Consider the following 22,646-nt stretch of genomic DNA (forward strand, 5'->3'; position numbering starts at 1 on the left):
CCCCGGGGGTGCCGAACACCTGACCTTTTACCGACTACACCGGCTTTCGGGCGACGGCCCAGCTCACGCCGTGGAGTCGTCGTCGGCGCGGAGGACGCGGAGGTGTCCGCGGCGCGCCGTCTCCGTCACCGTCGGCGGCTCGGCCGGACGGCGCACCCTTCCGGCCTCGCGCACGGCGTCGGCCAGGGCGGACAGGTCGTCCGGGCTGGGCCCGGCGTCCTCGAACTCCGGCATGAGGCGGACCACCTCCCACCCACGCGGCGCGGTCAGCCGTTCAGCATGCTCCGCACACAGGTCGTAGCTGTGGGGCTCGGCCAGGTGCGCAAGCGGACCCAGTACCGCTGTCGAGTCCGCGTACACATACGTGAGCGTCGCCACGGCCGCATTGGTACAGGCCGAGCGCGAACACTGTCTCACCGATCTCACGCGCCGAGACTACGCCCTGACCGGGCACAACGTGCCGAACACGCCGGGCGGTCACGGGCGTAACGGCGGGGGTTTCGCGTCGGGGCGCTGCGCCCCGCGTGCCAGCAGCAGTCCCGTGCCCGCGAGAAGCAGGTCGATCACCGTGAGGACCACCCGGCTGACGAGCACCGCGAGCGCGGCGGCTGGAGCAGGCAGCGCACCGGCGAGGACCGCAGCGAGGACCACCTCACGCACACCCGCACCAGCAGGCGCGACGACGAACAGGAACCCTGCGGTCCAGGCCAGCGCCCAGCCACCGGTCGCCAGGGCAAGGGTCCGCACCGTGAGGGGCAGGCCGAGCCCCGCGCACAGCACCCAGAGCTGCATCCCCGCGACGAGCCACCCGGCCACAGACCAGGCTGCGGCGCGACCGAGGCCGCCCCACGTCATCGGGTGTTCCGGCGCACCCCGCCGAGCGACCCGCAGGGCCAGGCCGATCAGCCGGTTCAGCACGGGCGGGGCAAGCACGACCACCACCGCCGGTGCCAGCCACACCACCCAGGACCACGCGCCCAGCGCGCCGGCGGAGACGAGCGGCAACGCCACGGCGCCCACCGCGGCACCCGACGCGACGGACACGGCGACGGCCACCAGCATCGAAGCGGCCGACCGGCTGCGCGGCACGCTGTGTCCGGCGCCGACCTCCGCGGCGGCCACGATGTTCCAGACACCGCCCGGCACGTACTTGCCGAGCTGGCTGATCCCGAACACCGCGACCGCGCTGCGCACCGAGAGGGGTGACCCCAGGTCCGCCAGGACCGCACGCCAGGCCAGCAGGGTGCACCACACGTACAGGGCACCGAGCACGACGACGAGGAGCACGTCGGCGACGGACAGGCCGGCCGCTGCGTCGGCCAGGGCCGCGCGGTTGCCGAGCACGTACCAGACGGCCAGCACCAGGGCGACGGCGAGGAAGCCCCAGCGCACCCACGGCGACCGGAGCGCGCCAAGAGCGCCCCGCACCACCGCACGCCCGGCGCCCGGAGGCGTCGTGCCTGGTGGCCCGGCCGTCACAGTGCGCCCCTGCGGCGCAGCTCGGCGACCAGCGGCTCGGTGACCACCTGCGGGCGGATCCGGTCGCGTCCGCGCGCCGCGCGCACCCGGGCGGCCGCCAGCACCGCCGGGTCGCACAGCTCGGCGAGCCGGTCCGCGAGCGCCCGCGGGTCGGCCACCGGGACGAGCTCGACGTGCTGGCCGACGGCCCTGCGCTGCGGCGGCGTGTCCGACGTGACGACGACGCAGCCCGCTGCGAGCCCCTGGTAGACCTTGTTCGGCACCACCCGGACGCCCTTCGGGGTGTCGCTGAAGATGCCGAGGCAGACCTGGTGCGCGGCCACGAGGGCAGGCAGCTCGCCGGGCTCCACCCAGTCGTGCCAGGTCACGCCCGGCGTCCCGGCCAGGATGTCGCGCGCCCGTGGCAGCTCCTGGCCGGAGCCGACCATCGTCACGCGCAGCGGGGCACCGGCCGCGACGGCGTCGCGCACGGCCTCCGCGATGACCGGTGCGCCCTGCAGCGGGGTGTACAGCCCGAAGAAGACGACGGAGAGGTCGACGGAGGGTTCGCCGGTCGTGCCGCCACTGGCCGGACCGTCGCGCCAGCCGTCCGGTGCGCCGACGAGCGCTACCACGCCCTTGGCGGGGTCGTCGAGCATCAGGCGGTGCTCCTCGGTGTCGGTCACGACCAGGTCGGCGCACGAGACGGCCAGCCGGTCCAGGCCCGTCAGCAGCCGCACGCGCAGCCCCGCCGCACCCCGGTCGGCGGCGGTGTCCCCCGCGAAGACCAGGTGGTCGAGCACGACCACCGACCGCGGGTACAGCAGCCGGGCGAGCAGGACGTCGAAGTGGCCGAGGTAGCCGACGAGCACGACACCGGGCCGGCCCTCCGCCCGCCGCTGCCGTACGGCGTCGCCCACCAGGCCCGCCCAGCAGCGCAGCAGCCGGCCGGCGAGGACGGGCAGCCGCCACGGCTGCTGGAGCATGCGGACCCGCTCGGCGGTGGAGAGGCCGAGCGGCCGGTTCAGCTCGGTGACCTTGACGCCGTGGGCACGCAGCCCGGCGATCAGGACGGCGATGCGGGGGTGGCGTGCGGCGTCGTACGTGCCGAACGCGATCACTACACGGCCGCCGCGACGTCGGCGGGGCCGGTGGGCCGATGCCGGTCCAACGGTCCGGTGCGGTCGACGGGTCCCGGCTCGTTGCCTCCGGACGCCGAACGGTTCTCCACCGGCCCGGTGGTGGCCGGTGCCGCCGTCGTGCCGTACTGCACGTCCTTGAGCCGCTCCAGCGTCTCCTCCAGGAGCACCCGGTTGGTGCGCTGGAGGTCGGCCAGGACGAGCAGGGCGAAGCTGAGCAGCGCCCCCACGAGGGAGGTCGCCCCCAGCACTATCGACTGGAGGTGCTGGCCGCCGGTGCCGGTGGCAAGGAGCACCGCGTACCGGCTGAAGGGGACCGCTGCGCCGAGCGCGAAGACGAGGCCCAGCGTGATGAACACGGCGTGCGGCTTGTACATCACGTACGACCGGCTGATCGCCTGGGCCGACTTGGCGATGTGCTGCCACATGCTGGAGAAGAGCCGCGACTCCCGGGTCTTCGGGTTGGTGGTCACCGGCAGGCTCTGGATCCGCAGCCGCTTGTGCCCTGCCTGGATGATCGTTTCCATGCAATAGCTGAACTGTGTGACGACGTTGAGCCGCATCAGGGCCCCACGAGAATACGCGCGGAAACCGCTCGCAGCGTCCGGAAGATCGGTTCCCGCGGCGAAGTTCACGACATTGCTGCCCACTTTCTGCAGCGCCTTCTTCAAGGGAGAGAAATGCTCGATCGTTCCGGTCTGACGGTCGGCGATCACGATGTCGGCGTCGCCAAGCACCACCGGCATCACCAGGTCGCCGATCCGTTCCTGCGGGTACTGGTTGTCGCCGTCGGTGTTCACGACGATGTCCGCCCCGTGCCGGAGCGCGTAGTCGATCCCGTCCCTGAACGACCTGGCCAGGCCCATGTTCCGGGTGTGGTGGACGAAGTGCCGCACGCCGAGGCGACGCGCCACCTCCACGGTGCCGTCCGTGGACCCGTCGTCGACGACCAGGATTTCGATCTCATCGATCCCCGGAATGTCACGGGGAATCGTGGCAAGCACCAGAGGAAGGGTTTCTTCCTCGTTCAAGCAGGGAATCTGCACGAACAGCTTCATGGCCCTGTGCTTTCAGTAGCGGGCTTTGGGCAAGCAGTGAGTGGCGTCACGAGCGTAAGCACGGGACATGGCCGCAGCATGAACATCAGGTGCCATGGAGTGACTGTTATCCGGCCGTTATCACACCGCCGTGATCGGCCGCCGGCCCGTGGTTAGTCTGCTCGCGTGACCCGACCCCGCACGGTCCCGGTCGTCGTGTGGCTGATCGTGCTCCTGCACCTCGCGGTGATGCTCGGACAGACCGCCGTCTTCCCCAACGTCCGCTCGCCCGACGAGCGCCAGCACGTGGACCTGATCCTCCAGGTGCGGCAGGGCGACGCCTGGCCGTGGCCCGGCCCCGGCACCGCCTACGTCACCGAGGGCGTGACCGCCGGCGGCTTCGTCGAGGCCGACAGCCTGGACGGTCCGCTGCACCTGGCGGACCGTCAGGACGTCCCGCCGCGGGGCGAGCGGCCCTCCTACCAGGCGGCAGGCGGACCCGCCACGATGACCGTCGAGGTGCCCGACGGCGGCGTGGCCGAGCCGGTGTTCAACCAGCTCGTCCAGCACCCTCCGCTGTACTACCTGCTCGGTGCCGGCGTCGTCGGCCTCGTGCCCGACTGGGAGAACGCGCCGCTGGACCAGGTCTGGCTGCTCCTGCGCTGGTGGAACGCGTTGCTCGCGCTCCCGCTGCCGCTCCTCCTGTTCGCAGCGGCGCGGCGCCTGCGCCTGCCCGAGCCGCTCCCGGTCGCCGCTGCCCTGGCCCCGCTCGGGATCCCCGAGCTGGCGCACCTGGCGTCCGCTGTCAACAACGACAACCTCCTGGTGATCCTCGGGGCGTGCGCCACGCTCCTGGTGGTCCGGGTCCTCACCGGCGACCTGAGCCGGCGCACCGCCGCGTTGCTGGGGCTCGTCACGATGCTCGCGCTGCTGACCAAGGGCTTCGCCCTGATGTTCCCCGCGTGGATCCTGCTCGCCTACGTCGTCGCCGGGTACCGGCACCGCGCCCGCCTCCGGGCCGCCACGACGTCGCTGCTGGTGGCCGCAGCCGTCGCGGTTCCCGGCGTCGCCTGGTGGGTCCGCAACCTCGTGGTCCACGGCATGCTGCAGCCCCACGGCACGCACGCCACCCCGCCCGACCTCACACCGGTCCACGGCTGGTCCGACGGTGGCCTCACCTGGCTCGGCCGGTTCACCGAGCGCATGATCACGCTCTTCTTCGTCCAGGACCATGCGGCGGCGCGCGAGCACGACGCCTCCTGGTGGATGGCACGCGTCGCCCTCGTCGTGATCCTCGCCGGGCTCGTCACCGCCCTGGTGCGCAGGCCTCTCCGCCCGCTCGACGCCCTCGTGCTGCTGTTCCCGGTACCGGCCCTCGCCGGGATCGTCGCCCGCGGCTCGTGGGAGCAGTTCGCGGCCTTCCACGACTTCGGGGCCGCCCAGCAGGGCCGGTACCTCTACACCGGGCTCGTGGGGCTCCTGGTCGTCGCACTCGCCGGCGCGGCGGTGCTGCGGCCCCTGTGGCGCCGGCTGGTGCCGCTCGCCGTGCTGATCCTCGCCGGCGGCATGCACCTCGCCTTCCAGCACGACGTGTGGCACCTGTACTGGATGCCGCACGACGCCGGACCGGACGCGTTCCTCCGGGCGCTGGCGGCCGTCGGCCACTGGTACGCCTTCCCGAGCGCCGTGCTGGTCGTGGTGGCGGTCGCGGGCCTGGCGCTGTGCGCGGCCGTCGCCGTCTCGCTCACCCGGTCCGCCCTCGGCGACCGGCCGCCGGACCGCCCCGCCCGGCTGGACACCGACCCCCTGGTGGCCACGTGACGGGCGCGCTCGTCCGGTCCGTCGTACGGAGCCGGCCATGGATCGACGGCCGGGCCGAGCGGGTGGCCGTCCTCTGCGCGGTGGTCTCGGGGATGCTCCTTGCCCTGCTGGTCGCCCTCGCCGACGCCCCGTACGCGACCGGTGACGAACCGCCGCACGTCGACTACGCCTACCAGGCCTGGCACGGCGAGCTCCCCGTCTTCGAGGACGGGCTCGAGCTGCGGCCCGACGGCGCCTGGCTCGCACCCGTGCAGTGGACCGCGCAGCACCCACCGCTGTACTACCTGCTGATCGCCCCGCTGGTGGGCCCGCTGGCGGACGCCGGCCACCCGGTCGCCGCCGTCTACGCGGCACGCGGCGTGAACGTGCTGCTCAGCGGTGTCTTCGTGCTCGCGGCCTGGTGGAGCGCGCGGCGTCTGACCCGGCCGGGCAGCGTGCTCCCCCCGCTCGTCGCCTTCCTCGCCGGCGCCATGCCCGCCGCCGCGCACGTGGGCGGCAACGCCTACAACGACCTGCTGGCCGCCACCGGCGTCACCGTCCTGTTCGGGCTGGCCGCTACGGCGGTGCGGCGCGGGCTCGACACCCGGCTGATCACCTGGCTGTCGCTCGTCGCGGCGACCTGCGCGCTCACCCGGCTGTCGGCGGCCCTCATCGCCGCCGTCGTCGCGGCCGTCGCCCTGGCCGCCGGCGCGGTCCGGGCCAGGCAGGGCCGCGGCCGGTGGGCGCACGTGGTCGCACTGGCGCTCGCCGGACCAGGCGCGGTGCTGGCCACCAGCGGATGGTTCTACCTGCGCAACGTGCGCCTGACCGGCACGGTCACCGGATCACACTTCGACTGGGCGCTGGAGAACCAGAACCGGCAGGAGCGGCCCGTCTGGGCGGTGCTCGCCGACCCGGAGACCTGGCTCCGCCTGCCCGACATCTTCTGGTGGGCCGGGCGGCTCCCCCCGAACACACCGCTCACCGTCACCACGCTCGTCGTCACGGCGCTGCTGCTGGTGTGGGCGCCGATGATCATCGCGCTCGTCGCGGCGGTCCGCCGTCGCAGGTCGACGGCCACGCCGGCCGGGACCCACCGCACCGACGAGCTCCTGCTGCGCGCCCTGCCGGCCGTCGCGGTGCTCGTCTCGGTGTCCGTGCAGGTGGCGTACGCCGCCAGCAGCGGCGGCGTGTACCCGCGCTACCTGCTGGTGGTCTCGCTCGTCCTGTGCCTTGCGATCGCAGCAGGGCTCGCGGTGCGGCCCCGGCTGCTCGTTCCCGCCTGGACCGCACTGACCGTGCTCGACCTCGCGGTCTGGCTGTCGGTCGAGCTGGCCACACCCCCGGAGCCGGGACGCTACGACGAGGCGTCGCTGCCCGCGGCCGTCGTGGGAGTGCTGGCGGCAGCGGCCATCGTGGGTTCGGCGGCGCTCGCGCTCCGTGCGGTCCGCGAGATCAGCGCGGCGCGCGCGAACCGGGCGGACGCCACCACGGCCGCGACGCCTACGACCACCGTCACGGACCCGACCAGCACGAGCTGAGCGCCGGACAGCGGGCTCCACCCGGCCCAGCGGGCCGCCGCGTCGGCCGCCGACTCCCCCGGGCCCTGGTAGAAGCCCCAGAACCCGTAGGCGAGGCCGCTCGCGGCCGTCGCGCCCGCCGCACCGGTCACCCACCAGACCGCGCTGCGCAGCCGTGGCCCGAGCAGGGCGTGCAGGCCCAGCGCCGTCCCGGTGCCCAGGGCCAGGAGCCCTGCGAACAGGTACCGGCCCTGCACCGCTGAGATCCACCCGTTGGCCGAGTAGTCGGGCCAGGCGTTGACCAGGACCCCGCACCACAGCGCTGCGGGCAGCAGCAGGAGCACGGCGGTCGCTCGGCGCGCCGGGCCGCGCGCCACCGCCAGGCCGCACAGCGCCGCGACGACGACGGCGGCGGTCCAGAAGACGGCGTCGGGAACGCGGAGCTCCAGCCAGCCGAAGTTGCCGAAGAACGACCTGGTCAGGCTGGTCACCACGGTCCGGAGGAAGTACCAGAGGCCCTGCGGCTCCGCCTCCACGAACCGGTCCGGGATACCGACCGGCTGGACCGTCCCCAGCACCAGCAGGTTGCGCAGCCACCACCAGCCGCCGACGGCGAACGACGCCCCGCCCGCGACGAGCACCCCCACCAGGCGCCTGGCGCGTGGCCCGGACGCGAGCAGGTAGGCAGCGGCCACCATCGGCAGCGCGAAGGCCGCCATGACCTTGGTGAGCAGCCCGACGCCGACCACCGCACCGAGCCCCGCCGCAGTGCGCAGCCGCAGGTCCCCGGTGACCACCCGGGCACTCAGGTAGGCGATCACCGCCCCGCCGAGCGTGACCAGCGCGTCGTTGGTGACGCTGCTCATGATGTGCCCCACCTGCGGCACGAAGAGCGTGAACGACGCCGCCACCAGCGCCGCCGAGCGCGACCTCGTCAGGCGCAGCACGGCAGCGGCGGTCAGCAGCGGCACGGGCACCAGGAGCACGACGTCGAACAGCCGCAGCACCAGGAGCTGCACGTCCCAGCGCGCCTCGGCCGTGCCCGTGGCGTGCAGCACGCCGGCCGCCACGGCGTAGTACAGGGGTGGGTGCTGTGTCATCTGGTCGACGGCCGCCGGGTCCAGCCCGCGGGTGTCGGTGCCCGGCGGCACGGGGTCAGCCAGCGCGTTCTCGCGGTCGACCGTGCCGCGGTCGAGGTCACGGGTCGGCGGGACGGCGACGAACGCAGGGATCTCTGGCCGGTCGAGGTGCCTGCCCGGCACGTCGGTCGTGAGCGCCGCCTGGTCGCGGGCCTCGTCCACCGCCGGGCCGACGAGGGCCTCGCCCGCGGCCGGCCAGCCTCCGCCGTACGCGAGGCGCAGCACGCTGTTGACGTGCTGTGGCTCGTCGGGCGCCCGGAACGCCGGGGTCAGGACCGCCCAGCACACGCCGACCAGCGTGACGAGGGCGGTGATGAGGGCAAGCGCCCGGCGGTACGCCACCTCGGCGGGATCGTCGCGCACGGTCTCAGGATAGAGCGCACGAGGTCGGCACCCTGCATCGAGATCGGTCCAGCGCTGTGCCGATCTCGATGCAGAGTGCCGACCTCGCGAAGGTGCCCCGGCGCAGCCGCCGTGGCGGTGGCCGAACACACCGCCGATCGGACGTATCGTCGGTAGGTGCCTCCGTTTTCTCCTCGTGGTCGGAACCGGCGGTCGGACCGCAGCCCTGGCCCGGCCGGCAGCTCCCCCGGTACCCCCAGCGGTCCCAACGGCTCCCCCGGCAGCTCGTCCGGCATTCCCAAGGCGTCCCAGGCCGACCTGCTCCGGCTCGCCGCCACCCGCCCTGACGACTCGAGCGGGAAGCCCGGTGACGGCTCCGGCGGGTCTGCCCGCCCCCGGCGCAGGGACCGGCGCGGCCGCGGCCTGCGCGGCCCCATGCTGCCGCCCGGCACGCCGGCGCACCGCACGCGCGCGCAGCGGTTCGACGACCTCGTGCTCGACGTCGTCGAGGACCTCGACCGGGTCTGGGCCGCTCAGCTGCGCGGCACCGAGTTCGCGGTGGAGGACGTGCCGCCGTCGGACCCCGCGCCGTGGGAGGACGGCGGCGTGCTGCTCGGCCGGTTCTTCCCCGCTGAGGCAGGCCGGCCCGGCCGCGTGGTGGTCTACCGGCGGCCCGTCGAGGTGCGGGCCTTCGACCGGGAGGACCTGGCCGACCTCGTGCGCGACGTCGTCGTGGAGCAGGTGGCGCACATGCTGGCCCGCACGCCGGAGGAGATCGACCCGAACTTCGGCGACCGCTCCTGAGCCCGGCTCAGCCCCCGTTCGTATCGGCCGAGGCCTCCGTTCGTATCGGCTGAGCCTGCGGTGCCGCTCCGGGCGGGAGCCTTGCTTCGCTGCGGCCCCACCCTGCGCTTCACCTCTGGCTCAGCCGGCGTCGACCCTGCGCACGCGTACGTCCCCGCCCGCGGCGAGCGGTGCGGTGGGCGCCAGCACGGAGAAGAGCGACGCGTCGTCGGCCTCCGCGATGCGCACCGACCAGACCACGCCCGGCTCGTCCGCCGACTGCTCCGCGACCACGGCGACGGCGTCGCCGAGCTCCTTCAGCTCCGCCCAGTCCACCTCGACGGTCTCCCCTGCGGGCACGTCGACCGTGCGGGTCCAGGCCTCCTCGCCGTCCGGCCCGACGCCGCGCAGCGCCACCTCCGTGCTGCCCTCCGCGTCCTCGATCAGGTCCGGGTCACGCTCGTCGGGCACGCCGCTCAGCGTCACGCCGTAGGACGCGTGCTCGGGGACGGCGACCGCGCCGTCGGCCACGATGCCCGCCGTCGGCACCACCTGCCCGGCGAGCCAGGCCCTGTCGTACGGGTCGTCGTCGATCACCGCGTCGTCAGCGGCCGTGCCCTTGCGGTCCACCGCGGCGCCCGCGACGACCGGGACGTCGGCGTCGACGACCACGGTGTAGGTACCACCGGGCAGCCCGCCCAGCGGAAGGGTGGTGAGCCGCCCCGGCTCGAGCGCCACCTCCTCGCCACCACGGAGCCGGACCGGCCCTTCGGGCCCGAGCACCGAGAGTCGCGCCGTCCCTGCGGTGTCGCCGGGCGTCAGGAGGTCGAGGCGCGGCGCGTGCGGGTCGTCGACGGCTTCGCCGGTGCTGACGACACCGGAAACCGCCGTCGTACGCGACGGGGCGCCGGCACCCACGACGAGGTCGGCGCCCGCAGGCACCAGCCCCTCGATCCGGTGGTGCTGGACGTAGGCGCCCACCCGGCCGCCCTCCGCGGTGACGTGCAGGGCGAGGCGGCTCTGGTCGGGCGCGACGGCCTCGAGCATGGTGACCACCTGCTCGCCCGGCGGCACCACGACGAGCGACTGGCTCCCGAGGACCACCGGACCGGCGGCGCCCCAGGCCTCCACCGTGACCGTTGCGGGCGTCCGGCCGGGGTTCTGGAGCACCAGGCGGCCGCTCGAACCCACCGAGGTGCTGCCGCCGACGAGCCAGTGCTCGACGGCAGGCACCGCACACGGTCCGGCGACCATGCCGCGCAGGTCGCCGTCGGTGGTCACGGACGCCACCGTCCCCGTGGCGTAGGTCGCACCGCTCGGTGTCACGCGCATCGTGCGGGCGCCGTCGAGCTCACCCGCACGCACGGCGGCGAGGTCGCCGGCGTCGAGCGGGCCGGTGAGGTCCGCCGAGAGCTCCCCGTCGAGGGTGGTGATCGTAGGCTCGGCGCCCTCCGCGCCGTCCAGCACGGCCGCGGTCAGCGACGTGGCCGTCTTGACGGGAGCTGCGCTGAACTCGTCGTCGCCGACGTCCGGCTGCTCCAGCTCCGCTGGCACCGGACACACCAGCCCTGTCTCGGCGGCGGCCACTGGCACGGCGCGCACGTCGTTCGCCGGCGGGACCGCGGCGGGCCCTGCGGTGTCGGTGACGGCGAGCGCGGCGACCGCCATCGCGCACAGCAGGCCGCCCACTGCCGCACCCGTCCGGCGGGCGGCTGCCGGCAGCGTGAGCTTCTTGCGCTTCATCGAACCCTCCTGCGTCCCACCGGCAGGGCCAGCAGGGCGAACACCACCAGCGTGAACGTCGTGAGCACCAGCCATGCCGTGCGGTGGGGCGCCTCGTAGCGCACCACGAGCTGCCCGGCGTCGGGCCCGAGCGCAAAGGCCTGCAGCCCTGTCTCCTCGGCCACCGGCTCCAGCCGGCGCCCGTCCAGGGTCGCGTGCCAGCCCGAGCCGGCGGCCTCCGCCAGCACGACGGCGCGGTCGGCGCCGCCCGCCGCGACGTCGGCACGGACGGTGGTGCCTGCGGACGGCAGCACGTCACGCGTTGTCCCTGCCTCCTCGACGCGGGCCCAGCCGGGCGCCGGCCCGTCGACGGGCGCGACCCGCCACACGGACACCTCCTGCCCCTCGGTGACCCTGCTCATCCCCGGCACCATGTCGAGCGTGGCCGCGAGGTCGCCCACGGCGCTCGGCCCGCCGGACCCGGCGTCCACGCCCCCGGACCGGACCTGCACCGCGCCGATGCCCAGGTCCGCGAGCTGCTCAGGCACCCCCTCGGTGGTCCCGGAGACCAGCGCGGCGACCGCGGCGTCCAGTGTGCCCGCCGGACCGTCGCCCTCGGCGAGGTCGTCGCCCGACGCCGCCCGTGCCGCCGCCGAGACGTCGGCGAGCTGGGAGCCGTCGGCCCGCAGGAGCGCGTACTCGACGGTGCCCTCTGCGTCCGTGGCGAACCCGACTTCGAGCACGCGGGCCTGCCGCGGCGGAGCCTGCATCTGCTGCCCGACGGCCGGCACCACCGCGTCGGTCGTCACGTGCAGCATCCCGGTCCGCCCGGCGTCCGCGACACTGCCGGAGCCGGCCAGCCACGCGGCCGCCTGCGCGGCGGGCAGCAGGAGGGCGAGCACGACCAGTCCGACGACGGCGACGCTGCGTGCCGGGCCGAGGAAGCCGCGGAGGGCCGCGCCCCGGCCCGCGAGCGCCCGGCCGCCCGCGAGCGCCGCGGTGCCGAGACCGAGGAGGAGCAGCGACAGCCCGGGTCCGGACCACCGGCCGTCGTCCTGGGCGAGCACGGCCACGCCGAGACCCGCTGCCGCGACCAGCCAGCCCACCAGCGACGTCGCGGCGACGTGGTCCCTGGAGTCCGCCACCCGCCTGCGGCCGATGTCCAGCAGCGCGGCGACGAGGCCGACCACGGCCAGCGCGAGCACCAGCGCACCGAGGGCCCACGGGCCCGCCGTCACGATCGCACGGGCGGTGAGCAGCACCGGGCCGCCGTCGGGCACGTCGAACCAGGGACCGGGGGTGGACGGCAGGCCGAGCAGCAGCTCGAGGCCAGACGCCGTACCCGGCGCGGGGACGCCGGACCCGGCCAGCGGCTCGACCGTCAGGAGACCGCGGTCGCCGTCCCGCACCGCCGTCCACCACAACGGGGCGCCGACCACGAGGACGGGGCCGAGCGCGAGCGCGAGGTAGCCGCGCCGGCGGGGCGCCACGAGCAGGGCACCGGTCAGCACCAGGACGGCTGCGGGCAGCAGCGCGGGTGCGCCCGCCACCACGCAGGCGAGCAGCAGGCCGCCGGCGCCGGCGGCGCCCAGCGACCCGGCGCTCGTCCGGGACGCGCGTGCGCCGGCCCCGGCGGCCTCCTCTGCGGCGCCGTCGGGCGGGCCGAGCCGGTCGACCGCCTGAGCACCTACGGCGCGCACCAGCGCGACTGCGGTCCAGGGCAGCAGCGCGTGCGCGAGCACGCCGCCCAACAGGCCGCCGTCCAGCGCCCCGAGGAACGCGGGCGCTACGGTCCACGCGAGCGCCGCGAGCACGCGCAACCACACCGAACGGGTCACCGTGCCCGCAGCGGCCCACGCGCCGACCGCGGCGACCGGCAGCGCCAGCAGGAGCACCGCGTCCACCGCGTGCTGCACGGAGCCGCCCACCAGGGCCGAGAGGCCCGTCAGGACGAACAGCAGCGGATCAGCGGCCGCGGCGGTGCCGAGCCCGTCCCGGACCCAGCCGGATGTCGCCGCCGACCACGCCGTCGCCGTCGTGCCGCCGGCCGGGAGCAGCGCCCCGCCGACCAGCCGGCCGCCCGCGGCGAGCGCACCCAGCGCGGGTCCGAACAGTGCTGCCGCGAGGCCGAGAGCGCCGAGCACGACCACGCTCAGCGCCGTCCGGCGCCGGACGGCCAGGGCCTGCAGCTCGGCCTGCTCCAGCTCGGACGGAGCTGCGTCGACCCGCTGGGCCTCACCGCGCGCGAGCCGCTTGTCGCGGCGCTCGGCGGCGACCTCGCGCCAGGTGCCCAGCAGCGGCCGCAGCACGCTGCGGGGCACCGTCGACGTGCGGGTGATCCGGCGCCTGGCCCGCAGCAGCGGCCCCAGCCGGAACACCGCCCACAGCGGAGCGAGGAGCTCGTCACGAGCCCGGTCGGGCTGCTTCATGGCGAGCCGGTAGCCGGCGGCGAACGGCGCCCACACCACCATGGCGAGCATCGCGAAGGGCAGGATCCATGGCGCGACGGACGTCAGCCGCAGGTAGAGCTGGCTGCGGCGCCGCGCGCCGGACGAGCCAGGGGCGTGCAGCGCGACCTGCGCGTGCCGCACGACGGCGTCGGGCACCACGACCACCCGGTGGCCGGCGAGCCGCACGCGCAGGCAGAAGTCGGTCGAGTCGCCGAGCTGGCCGTAGGCAGGGTCGGTGCCGCCGACCTCGCGCCAGACCGACGCGCGCACGAGCGCCCCGGCGAGGCCGACGGCGAGGACGTCCTCGCGCGAGTCGTGCTGGCCCTGGTCTATCTCGGTCTCGTCGATGCCGGTCATGCGCCGGCCGAGCGGCGACACGGTGTGGCCCACCTCGACGAGCACTCCCCGGTCGGACAGCTCGGGGTCGAGCGGCTCGCCGTCCGGTCCCGTCTCCCAGCGGCGCTGCTTGCAGCCGGCCACGGCCACGGCGTTCGAGTGCTCCACCGCGCGGGTCAGGGCGGCCAGGGCCCCTGGCGCGGGGGCCGAGTCGTCGTGCAGGAACCACAGCCAGCCGTGCTCAGGGGTGCCGATCGCGGCGAGGGCAGCGGTGATCGCGTCACCGAAGGTGCGGGCGCCCGCACCGGCCACGTAGCGCGCGCCACCGAGCTGCAGGTCCTGGTGGCCCGACGTCGCGGGGGCGGTGTCGACGTCGACGACGACCACGTCGTCCGGGGTGCGGGACTGCGTCCGCAGCGCCGCGAGCGTCGCGGCGAGGTAGGGGCTGCTGCCGCGCGTGACCACGACGGCGGTCACGGTGACGGCCATCGGCGGAGGGGTGGAGGCCTGGGCAGGCACCTTGGCCCACACAGGCTCGGCCGTGGCCTCGTGGGGGCCCCGGTCCGGGCTGGGAGCCGACAGGCTGTCGGTACGTGGAGCGCTCATCTCGCTTCACATCATGCGGCGCGTCTGCGCCGACACGCCGCAGACGCGCCGGTCGAACGGTCAGACTCTCGGACTGCGTGCTGCCGCCGAACCGACGGTGCGGTCCCGGGTGGGTGCCTGGTTCCCCGGCTCCCACCCTGCACCTCACCTCTGGTTCAGACGGCGCGACGCTTCAGCTTGCGCCGCTCACGCTCCGAGAGACCGCCCCAGATACCGAACCGCTCGTCGTTCTCCAGTGCGTAGTCCAGGCACTCGGCCCTGACCTCGCAGCCGGAACAGACCTTCTTGGCCTCACGTGTGGACCCGCCCTTCTCCGGGAAGAAGGCCTCCGGGTCGGTCTGCGCGCACAGCGCGCGCTCCTGCCAGCCGAGCAGTGACTCGTCTGGCTCCGTCAGCTCGTACAGCTCGCCGAAAAGCGGCAGGACCGGTGCCACCGGCGCCGCCGCGATTTCCGCGTCAGTCGGGAACTTCACGTCCGATTCCAGAATGTTCCACATGACGTGCCCCTCCATGCCGTGTCCGTGCTCCGGGGCCTTGCCGGCCGACCCATGCCAGATCCATCGTGGCTGGCCAGACCTGCAGTCTCCAGGCCCCGTTGCGTATGCGCTACGAAAACTGCATACATGGAATTACACGCGTGTCGCCTGGAGTCGTCAAGCGGAAATGTGCTATCGCCCACGGATTCCACGGGTAATTCACGAGTCCTTCCGCAGGTCGTGGCGCACGTCTCACTCACGACCCCGGCTTTTCATATCCCGGAGCAACCGGCGAGTCGCCACGCCGGGGCCACGATCTGCCCCGGTCGAACGCTGGACGTCGGCTGGTCGCCGCACCGCAGATTGCTGTGGAGGTTGGGTGCGGGCTCGCCGAACCGCAGGTTGCTCGTCGCCGGCGGGGTCGAGCCGCACGTTGTGCGTGTCTGGGACGCCGAACCGCACGTTGCTCGGCCTCCGACGCCCCCGACAGCCGCCGAACCGCAAGCCCCGCGTCCTCCACCATCCCGACGGACGCCGAACCGCACGTTCCACGTCGTCATCGACGCCGAACCGAACGAAGATGGTCGATCTAGGCCCTGATGGACACGTGGCCTGCGGTTCGGCGCGGCCGACGACGAGCAAGTTGCGGTTCGGCGACGTCCCTGGCTCCCAAACACGCACAACGTGCGGTTCGGCGGCCCCGTGGAGTCGTCAGGTCCGCGGGGGACCTCCGTGCTCATAGGCTGGCGGCATGCAGATCGCGCCCCGCACCGGCGGCCCCGTGCCCGACGTCGCCTCCCTCCTCGCCCGTCTCGCCGCTGACGGCGGTCGCCCCCGCCTCACCTGGTACGGCGACGACGGCGAACGCGTCGAGCTCTCCGGCGCCGTCCTCGCCAACTGGGCGAGCAAGACCGTCAACCTGCTCGTCGAGGAGTTCGACGCCGGGCCGGGCACCCGCGTCGTCGTCGACCTGCCGGTGCACTGGCGCACCGCGGTGTGGGCGCTGGCGGCCTGGCGCACCGGCGCGACGGTCGCCGTGCCCGAAGCCTCCGTCGCGCAGCCGGACGTCGTCGTCACCGACAGCCCGGAGCGCTGGGCCGACGGCGGGGCCGAGCTCGTCGTCGTCTCCCTGCCCGCGCTCGCCCGCCGGTACGACGGCGATCTGCCGTCCGGCGCCATCGACGCGGCCTCTGCCGTGATGACCTACGGCGACGCGATCGGCTGGGTGCCCGAGGTGGAGCCCCACCAGGACGCCCTGGTGACCGCTGGGGGCGCCGTCGGGCACAAGGACCTGGTCCCGGAGCCCGGAGCCGGTGCGCGCGTGCTGGTGGACGGGCGCGGCGCTGTCGCGGACGTGCTCCGGCACCTGCTGGGCGTCTGGGCCGGCGGCGGCTCCGCGGTGCTGACGTCGGCGTCGACCGCGGCCGAGCTGGAGCTGGACGACGCCCGCCTGGCCCGGCTGCTGAGCACCGAGCAGGCGCAGCGGTGAAGCCGACCGGTGCGGCCCGTCAGCGCCGGCCGAGCGCCCGGTAGGTCCAGCCGGCCGCCTGCCACGCGGTGCGGTCCAGCGCGTTGCGTCCGTCGAGCACCACTCGCCCCGCCACGAGCCGGCCTACCCGCTCCGGGTCGAGCTCGCGGAACTCACGCCACTCGGTGAGCACCAGGACGGCGTCGGCGCACGTCACCGTCACGTCGAGGTCCGGCTCGTAGTGCAGCTCCGGATGACGGGCCCGTGCGTTCTCGATGGCACGCGGGTCGGTCACGGTGACGGTCGCGCCGGCCGCACCCAGCCGGGCGGCTACCTCGAGGGCCGGCGAGTCCCGCACGTCGTCCGAGTCAGGCTTGAAGGAAGCGCCCAGCACGGCGATGCGCTTGCCCGCCACGGAACCACCGAGCACCTCCGTCGCGAGCTCGACCATGCGGGCCCGCCTCCGGTTGTTGATGTCGTCGACCTCCGCGAGGAACGCGACCGCAGGGTCGGCCCCGAGCTCGCCGGCGCGCGCCATGAACGCGCGGATGTCCTTGGGGAGGCAGCCACCGCCGAACCCGAGCCCCGCGTTCAGGAACCGGCGGCCGATGCGGGCGTCGTACCCGATCGCGTCGGCGAGCAGCGTCACGTCGGCGCCTGCCACCTCGCACAGCTCGGCCATCGCGTTGATGAACGAGATCTTCGTGGCCAGGAACGAGTTGGCGGCGACCTTGACCAGCTCCGCCGTCGGGTAGTCGGCCACGATGCGCGGGGTGTGCTCGGCCAGCGGAGCCGCGTACACCTCGTCGAGCTGGGCGACCGCGCGCTCGCCCGCCGCGCCGTCGGGCACCCCGTAGACGATCCGGTCGGGGTGCAGCGTGTCCTTGACCGCGAACCCTTCGCGGAGGAACTCCGGGTTCCAGGCGAGCGCCGCCTCGGGCTGCGCGGCCGCGACCATCCCGGCCAGCCGCTCGGCTGTGCCGACCGGCACCGTCGACTTGCCGACCACCAGGTCGCCCGGCGCGAGACGCGGCAGCAGCCCGCGGACGGCGGCGTCCACGTAGGTGAGGTCGGCGGCGTTGCTGTCGTCGGCCTGTGGCGTGCCCACGCAGACGAAGTGCACCTGTGCCCCGGCCACCGCCGCTGGGTCCGTCGAGACGGTCAGCCGCCCGGTGGCGCCCACCTCGGCGAGCAGCTCGTCGAGGCCCGGCTCGTAGAACGGCGACCGGCCCGCGGCGAGCGCAGCCACCTTGCGCGGGTCGATGTCGACGCCGACGACGGAGTGCCCGAGCTGTGCCATGGAGGCTGCGTGCACGGCGCCGAGATAGCCGAGTCCGATCACCGAGATCTTCACGATCGACGACGCTACCGGAAAGTGCGCAAACCACACCGGAAAGCGCGGCGGACGCCTCATGGATGGCGGGTATCCAGGTGCCTAAATGCCCGGTCGCACGCCGTTTCGCACCTGGCGGCACACGGTCTTCGGGCTTCTCCACGAACCCTCTACGGTCCAACCTCGGAGGGTGCGCCGCCGTGCAACACCCAGCCTCTAGGATCGGTGGCCGTGACGTTCCCTGACTTCAGCGCCCCAGGTGCGACGACCCCGACCAAGGGGCCGTCCCATGCCCGGACGCTGAACGGACTGGGCAGCGGCGCGTCCCGGACGGTCGCGATGGTGCTCGTCGCAGTGCTCTCGCTCGCAGTCACCGGCGGTGCGGCGGCGGTAACGCAGCTGACCGGGAACATCGAGACGGCAGAGATGACCGTCCTCGGCCCGGACCGTCCGGAAGAGGTGCTGCCGACGGACCCGAACGCGGGCACCCCGCTGAACATCGTGATCATGGGCAGCGACTCGCGCGGCGGAGACAACGCGGACCTGGCGGGCGGCGGCGAGATGGGTGCGCGTTCCGACACGACCGTCGTCATGCACATCTCGGGCGACCGGTCCCGGGTCGAGATGATCTCCATCCCCCGCGACTCCACGGTGGACCTCCCGAGCTGTACGACGAAGGACGGCACCACCACCCCCGAGCTGTACGGCACCAAGTTCAACGCCGCGTTCTCCCAGGGTGTGCAGTACGGCGGTGACGTGCCCTCCGGTGCGCTGTGCACCGTCAAGGCCGTCGAGGAGCTGACCGGCGTCTTCATGAACGGCTTCGTGGTCGTCGACTTCGCCGGGTTCTCCTCGATGATCGATGCCGTCGACGGCATCGACGTCTGCGTCGAGGAGGCCATCTACTCCGAGAAGGCCAACCACCTGGAGCTCGAGCCGGGTACGCACACCCTCCAGGGCGTCAAGGCGCTCGACTACGCCAGGGCCCGCACGGGCGACGGGCTCGGCGACGGGTCCGACCTCGGCCGCATCGGCAGGCAGCAGGAGGTCATGGCCTCGCTCGCCCGCAAGGTGCTGAGCCAGGAGGTCCTGACGAACCCCGCCAAGACCCTCAAGTTCCTCGATGCGGTGACCGACTCGCTCACCATGAACAAGGAGCTCGCCAGCATCGACGGACTCGCCGGGTTGGCTTACTCCATGCGCAACGTGCGACCTGACACGATCACCTTCATGACCGTCCCCAACGAGTACGACCCGGTCAGGACGGCCAACGTCCTCTGGACCGACGAGGCCGTACAGCTGTGGGACAACATCAAGCATGACAAGCCGGCCGGCTTCGACCCGGACGCCCCGTCGCCCGACGCCTCGGCGTCCGCTCCGACGGACGGCGCGAGCACCGAGGCCGGTGCGGATGCCGGGACCGATGGCGGGACGGAGACTGGCACCGAGGGCGGTACCGACAGCGGCACGGGTGGCGCCACCGAGCCCACACCGGAGTCGACCGAGATCAAGCAGGCCGGTGAAGAAGCCTTCACCGGCGCCGACACCACCAAGGTCTGCGGCTAGCCATGTCAGATCCCAGAACGTCGAACCGCTCGGCCCCAGGGGCCGACGACGACGTGACGCGCGTCCGGATACCGCCGAGCTTCACGCCGCAGGGCGTGAGCGGGCGGCCGGGGGCCGACGACGCGATCCCGGTGGGTGACACGGGCGAGCGTCCGCGCATCGTGCCCGGCGCGGGCAAGGAGCAGGGCGGGCTCGCCAACGCGGAGACGCCAGGCGTCGGGGTTCCCGGCGTCGCAGGCGCCCACCGCATCGGACGGCCGGAAGGCTCGGACGGAGCCCGCAGCGAACCACGCATACGTAGACAGTCTTCTCGGGAGGTACCGGTGTCCGGCCAGCGCAACAATCCCCCGCCCGTCCCACCACGTAGGTCGGGGCTGCCCACGCGGGGTGCTTCCGGCGGGCAGGCGCCGCGGTCCATCCCGCCGCGCTCGATGCCGCCGGCAGGCGGCCAGGCACCACAGGCCATCCCCCCGGGTCGCCCGGTCCGGGCGAGCGCCGGCCCCGTGCGGCCGACGCCGGTGCGCACCGCGCCGCGTCCCCCGGCCGGTGGGGGCAGGGGTGGCGGGACCCCGTCGCGTGCCCTCGCCTCCGGCGGACGGGGCGGCGGCAACATCCGCATCCGCAAGGGCCGCGTCTTCGGTGTGGTCTCCGTGCTGGTGCTGCTCGCGCTCCTCGCCTGGCCGATCGGGCTGCTGATCTGGGCCAACGGGAAGATCCAGCACGTCGAGGCGCTGTCCGACGCGTCAGGTACTCCTGGCACCACCTACCTGCTCGCCGGCTCGGACGCCCGGGGCAGCGGCGGCATCGACGACTCCACCAGCGGCGCCCGCACCGACACGATCATGCTGCTGCACAAGCCGACGTCGGGGCCGGTGGCCCTCATCTCGATCCCGCGTGACACCTACGCGGAGATCCCCGGCGTGGGCGGCGACAAGATCAACGCCGCGTACTCCTACGGTGGCGCTCCGCTGCTGGTACAGACAGTGGAGGGCCTCAGCGGGCTGACGGTCGACCACTACGTCGAGGTCGGCTTCGGCGGGGTGGAGGGTGTCGTGGACGCCGTCGGCGGGGTGCGGCTGTGCCTGGACTACGACGTGCACGACGTGAAGTCGAAGCTCAAGTGGGAGGCCGGCTGCCACGTGACGGACGGCAAGACCGCCATCGCGTTCTCCCGGATGCGGTACGCCGACCCGACGGGTGACATCGGCCGCGCCGAGCGCCAGCAGCAGGTCATCGCGCAGGTCGGCAAGAAGGTCGCGGACCCGGGCGTGCTGCTGAACCCGGCCACGCAGGTGGGCCTTGCCGACGCCGGCCTGGAGGCCCTGGTGACCGACACCAACTCGGGGATCATCGACATCGCGATGATGGGACTCGCGTTCCGGACCGCGAACGGCGACGACGGCGTGACCGGCACCCCGCCCATCGCCACCATCAACTACACGACGCCGTCGGGCGCCTCGGCCGTGCAGCTCGACCCGGACCAGGTCGGCGAGTTCTGGGCCAAGATCCGCGACGGCGACTACGAGGCCGGCGAGAAGGTCGGCGGCATGCCGGGCTGACCTGGCCGTCGGCCTGGCTGAACCGTGCCAGGCAGAACGTCACTCCGCGGGGTGTGTTGCTGTGCGTAGACGATGTCTACGCACAGCAACACACCCCACGGAGTATCTGTCTTCCCGACAGCGTTCTGGAATCTCCTGCCGAGCGTGGTGCGCTCAGCCGCGGACCTGAGACCGCAGCCGCTCGCCCTTGGCGTGCGCCACCGCGCTCAGCTCGGCCTGGAACGCCTCCATGCGCTCCCGCAGGGCCGCCGCACCGGAGTCCGTGCCGGAGGCCAGGATGCGCGCCGCGAGCAGGCCCGCGTTCCGCGCACCCCCGATCGACACCGTCGCGACGGGCACGCCCGCGGGCATCTGCACGATCGACAGCAGCGAGTCCATGCCGTCCAGGTACTTCAGCGGCACCGGCACCCCGATCACGGGCAGCGGCGTCACCGACGCCAGCATCCCGGGCAGGTGCGCGGCCCCGCCGGCGCCCGCGATGATGACACGCAGCCCGCGACCGGCGGCCTGCCGTCCGTAGTCGATCATCTCGGTGGGCATGCGGTGCGCCGACACGACGTCGACCTCGACGGGCACGTCGAACTCACCGAGTGCCTCGGCCGCCGCCTGCATGACGGGCCAGTCGGAGTCCGACCCCATCACGATGCCGACCTGCGGGTTGCTGCTCATGCGTCGTTCGCCTCTTCCTCGATGGTGGTATCGCCGTGCAGCATGGCCGCCGCGGCGACCGCCCGACGACGGACCTCGTCCAGGTCGTCACCGCTCACGTTCACGTGGCCCAGCTTGCGGCCCGGCCGGATGCCCTTGCCGTACAGGTTGACGCGCGCCTCGGGGAACGCGGCGAGCACGTCCGGCAGCGCGTCGGTGAGCTCGGTCAGCGTGGAGCCCAGCACGTTCGCCATGACGGTCCAGGGGGCCGTCGGCGTGGTGGCGCCGAGCGGCAGGTCGAGCACCGCACGCAGGTGCTGCTCGAACTGGCTTGTCACGGCGCCGTCGATGGTCCAGTGCCCGCTGTTGTGCGGGCGCATCGCGAGCTCGTTGACCAGGACGGTCGGCACGCCGTCCGGCCCGGTGACCTCGAACAGCTCGACGGCGAGCACGCCGGTGACGTCCAGTCCGTCGGCCACCGTCGTCGCGATCTCGCGCGCGCGGGCGTCGAGCTCTGCGGACAGGCCAGGGGCCGGGGCGATCACCTCCGCGCACACGCCGTCCCGCTGCACCGACTCGACGACGGGCCACGCCCGCACCTCGCCCGACGGGCGCCGGGCCACCAGCGCGGCCAGCTCGCGCACGAACGGCACCTTCTCCTCGACCAGGAGCTGCGGCCCGCCGGCCGCTACCCCGGCGAACCAGTCGTCGACGTCGCCGGGGGACGAGACCACCCGGACGCCCTTGCCGTCGTAGCCGCCCCTGGACGTCTTGACGACGGCGGTGCCGCCCATCTCCCCGAGGAAGGCGGCCAGAGCGGCCCGCCCCTCCTCAGGGGACGACGCAGGCAGCGGCGCCCACCGCGGGCACGGCACGCCCAGCTCGGTGAGCCGGCGCCGCATCGCGATCTTGTCCTGCGCCTGCACCAGCGCGTGCGGGCCGGGGCGCACGGGCGTCCCGTGCTCGATGAGGTCCGTGAGCAGAGCGTTCGGCACGTGCTCGTGCTCGAACGTCAGCACGGCCGCCGCCCGGCCGGACGCCGGGGCGATCAGCGAGCGGATCGCGGCCTCGTCCTGGGCCTCGCCCACCGGCGTGTCCGTCACGACCTGGGCCGCCGACGACTCCGGGTCCTCCACCAGGACGCGCAGCCGGATGCCCAGCTCGCCGGCGGCCGGCGCCATCATGCGGGCGAGCTGCCCGCCCCCGACGACTGCGACGACGGGCGGACCGGACTGGCTCATATCTGTTGCGCTCACGTGGGTGA

16 protein-coding genes are annotated in these 22,646 nt (G+C 73.9%); 5 read left to right on the forward strand and 11 right to left on the reverse strand.

Annotated elements, in window-relative coordinates; genetic code table 11:
- Window positions 1–63 precede the first annotated feature (63 nt).
- From ACFS27_RS06805 to ACFS27_RS06820, 4 genes are read right to left on the reverse strand one after another with little or no spacing between them, the layout of a single operon-like run.
- Window positions 64–426, reverse strand: coding sequence for a DUF3499 domain-containing protein (locus tag ACFS27_RS06805; RefSeq protein WP_377181264.1), 363 nt, complete (start codon window positions 424–426; stop codon window positions 64–66).
- A gap of 51 nt (window positions 427–477) precedes the next feature.
- Window positions 478–1,479, reverse strand: coding sequence for a lysylphosphatidylglycerol synthase domain-containing protein (locus ACFS27_RS06810; RefSeq protein ID WP_377181266.1), 1,002 nt, complete (start codon window positions 1,477–1,479; stop codon window positions 478–480).
- The gene (locus ACFS27_RS06815) at window positions 1,476–2,579 is read right to left on the reverse strand and encodes a glycosyltransferase (protein WP_377181268.1); all 1,104 of its coding nucleotides are present in this window, start codon (window positions 2,577–2,579) and stop codon (window positions 1,476–1,478) included. Before ACFS27_RS06815 ends, ACFS27_RS06810 begins: the two co-directional genes overlap by 4 nt.
- A complete protein-coding gene (locus tag ACFS27_RS06820) occupies window positions 2,579–3,655 on the reverse strand; it encodes a glycosyltransferase family 2 protein (RefSeq protein ID WP_377181270.1) in 1,077 nt (358 codons plus the stop codon). Before ACFS27_RS06820 ends, ACFS27_RS06815 begins: the two co-directional genes overlap by 1 nt.
- A gap of 165 nt (window positions 3,656–3,820) precedes the next feature.
- Here ACFS27_RS06820 and ACFS27_RS06825 point away from each other — a divergent pair, with 165 nt between their 5' ends.
- Window positions 3,821–5,455, forward strand: coding sequence for a glycosyltransferase family 39 protein (locus ACFS27_RS06825; protein WP_377181272.1), 1,635 nt, complete (start codon window positions 3,821–3,823; stop codon window positions 5,453–5,455).
- Between the two features lie 1,336 nt (window positions 5,456–6,791).
- Here ACFS27_RS06825 and ACFS27_RS06830 read toward each other — a convergent pair.
- Entirely contained in the window at window positions 6,792–8,456 is a 1,665-nt protein-coding gene (locus ACFS27_RS06830) for a DUF2142 domain-containing protein (RefSeq protein WP_377181275.1), read from the reverse strand.
- A gap of 156 nt (window positions 8,457–8,612) precedes the next feature.
- Between ACFS27_RS06830 and ACFS27_RS06835 the strand changes: the two genes are divergently transcribed.
- Entirely contained in the window at window positions 8,613–9,239 is a 627-nt protein-coding gene (locus ACFS27_RS06835) for a metallopeptidase family protein (protein ID WP_377181277.1), read from the forward strand.
- Window positions 9,240–9,359: 120 nt separating this feature from the next.
- On the opposite strand, the gene ACFS27_RS06840 is transcribed toward ACFS27_RS06835, so the two are convergent.
- The 3 genes from ACFS27_RS06840 to ACFS27_RS06850 all read right to left on the reverse strand — a co-directional run bounded on the left by ACFS27_RS06840 (window position 9,360) and on the right by ACFS27_RS06850 (window position 14,829).
- Window positions 9,360–10,961, reverse strand: a complete 1,602-nt coding sequence (locus tag ACFS27_RS06840; protein WP_377181279.1) for a DUF5719 family protein — start codon at window positions 10,959–10,961, stop codon at window positions 9,360–9,362.
- Window positions 10,958–14,332: a glycosyltransferase gene (locus ACFS27_RS06845; RefSeq protein WP_377181281.1), complete on the reverse strand. Its 3,375-nt coding sequence runs from the start codon at window positions 14,330–14,332 to the stop codon at window positions 10,958–10,960. The genes ACFS27_RS06840 and ACFS27_RS06845 overlap by 4 nt, the downstream gene beginning before the upstream one ends.
- A gap of 155 nt (window positions 14,333–14,487) precedes the next feature.
- Complete coding sequence (locus ACFS27_RS06850) at window positions 14,488–14,829, reverse strand: WhiB family transcriptional regulator (RefSeq protein ID WP_377181283.1); 342 nt, start codon at window positions 14,827–14,829, stop codon at window positions 14,488–14,490.
- A gap of 730 nt (window positions 14,830–15,559) precedes the next feature.
- Between ACFS27_RS06850 and ACFS27_RS06855 the strand changes: the two genes are divergently transcribed.
- Window positions 15,560–16,297 (forward strand): TIGR03089 family protein, encoded by a 738-nt coding sequence (locus tag ACFS27_RS06855; RefSeq protein WP_377181285.1) that lies wholly within the window; start codon window positions 15,560–15,562, stop codon window positions 16,295–16,297.
- 19 nt (window positions 16,298–16,316) lie between these two features.
- On the opposite strand, the gene ACFS27_RS06860 is transcribed toward ACFS27_RS06855, so the two are convergent.
- Window positions 16,317–17,630: a UDP-glucose dehydrogenase family protein gene (locus ACFS27_RS06860; protein ID WP_377181287.1), complete on the reverse strand. Its 1,314-nt coding sequence runs from the start codon at window positions 17,628–17,630 to the stop codon at window positions 16,317–16,319.
- Between the two features lie 210 nt (window positions 17,631–17,840).
- Here ACFS27_RS06860 and ACFS27_RS06865 point away from each other — a divergent pair, with 210 nt between their 5' ends.
- Window positions 17,841–19,175: an LCP family protein gene (locus ACFS27_RS06865; RefSeq protein WP_377181289.1), complete on the forward strand. Its 1,335-nt coding sequence runs from the start codon at window positions 17,841–17,843 to the stop codon at window positions 19,173–19,175.
- A 2-nt stretch (window positions 19,176–19,177) separates the two neighbouring features.
- On the forward strand, window positions 19,178–20,734 hold the full coding sequence (locus ACFS27_RS06870; RefSeq protein WP_377181291.1) for an LCP family protein: 1,557 nt from the start codon (window positions 19,178–19,180) through the stop codon (window positions 20,732–20,734).
- Window positions 20,735–20,887: 153 nt separating this feature from the next.
- On the opposite strand, the gene purE is transcribed toward ACFS27_RS06870, so the two are convergent.
- Together purE and ACFS27_RS06880 are read right to left on the reverse strand one after the other, a co-directional pair.
- Window positions 20,888–21,403, reverse strand: coding sequence for a 5-(carboxyamino)imidazole ribonucleotide mutase (purE, locus tag ACFS27_RS06875; RefSeq protein ID WP_377181293.1), 516 nt, complete (start codon window positions 21,401–21,403; stop codon window positions 20,888–20,890).
- Window positions 21,400–22,623: a 5-(carboxyamino)imidazole ribonucleotide synthase gene (locus tag ACFS27_RS06880; protein WP_377183631.1), complete on the reverse strand. Its 1,224-nt coding sequence runs from the start codon at window positions 22,621–22,623 to the stop codon at window positions 21,400–21,402. The genes purE and ACFS27_RS06880 overlap by 4 nt, the downstream gene beginning before the upstream one ends.
- Window positions 22,624–22,646: the final 23 nt, after the last annotated feature.

This window comes from Promicromonospora vindobonensis (assembly GCF_042685865.1).
In the GTDB taxonomy this organism is placed as follows: Bacteria; Actinomycetota; Actinomycetes; order Actinomycetales; family Cellulomonadaceae; genus Promicromonospora; species Promicromonospora vindobonensis.

Excerpts from the sequence above, each read along its gene's own strand:
- ACFS27_RS06820 (WP_377181270.1), bottom strand. The coding sequence starts at position 3,655 with ATGAAGCTGTTCGTGCAGATTCCCTGCTTGAACGAGGAAGAAACCCTT.
- ACFS27_RS06840 (WP_377181279.1), bottom strand. The coding sequence starts at position 10,961 with ATGAAGCGCAAGAAGCTCACGCTGCCGGCAGCCGCCCGCCGGACGGGT.
- ACFS27_RS06845 (WP_377181281.1), bottom strand. The coding sequence starts at position 14,332 with ATGAGCGCTCCACGTACCGACAGCCTGTCGGCTCCCAGCCCGGACCGG.
- ACFS27_RS06850 (WP_377181283.1), bottom strand. The coding sequence starts at position 14,829 with ATGTGGAACATTCTGGAATCGGACGTGAAGTTCCCGACTGACGCGGAA.
- ACFS27_RS06855 (WP_377181285.1), top strand. The coding sequence starts at position 15,560 with ATGCAGATCGCGCCCCGCACCGGCGGCCCCGTGCCCGACGTCGCCTCC.
- ACFS27_RS06870 (WP_377181291.1), top strand. The coding sequence starts at position 19,178 with ATGTCAGATCCCAGAACGTCGAACCGCTCGGCCCCAGGGGCCGACGAC.
- purE (WP_377181293.1), bottom strand. The coding sequence starts at position 21,403 with ATGAGCAGCAACCCGCAGGTCGGCATCGTGATGGGGTCGGACTCCGAC.
- ACFS27_RS06880 (WP_377183631.1), bottom strand. The coding sequence starts at position 22,623 with ATGAGCCAGTCCGGTCCGCCCGTCGTCGCAGTCGTCGGGGGCGGGCAG.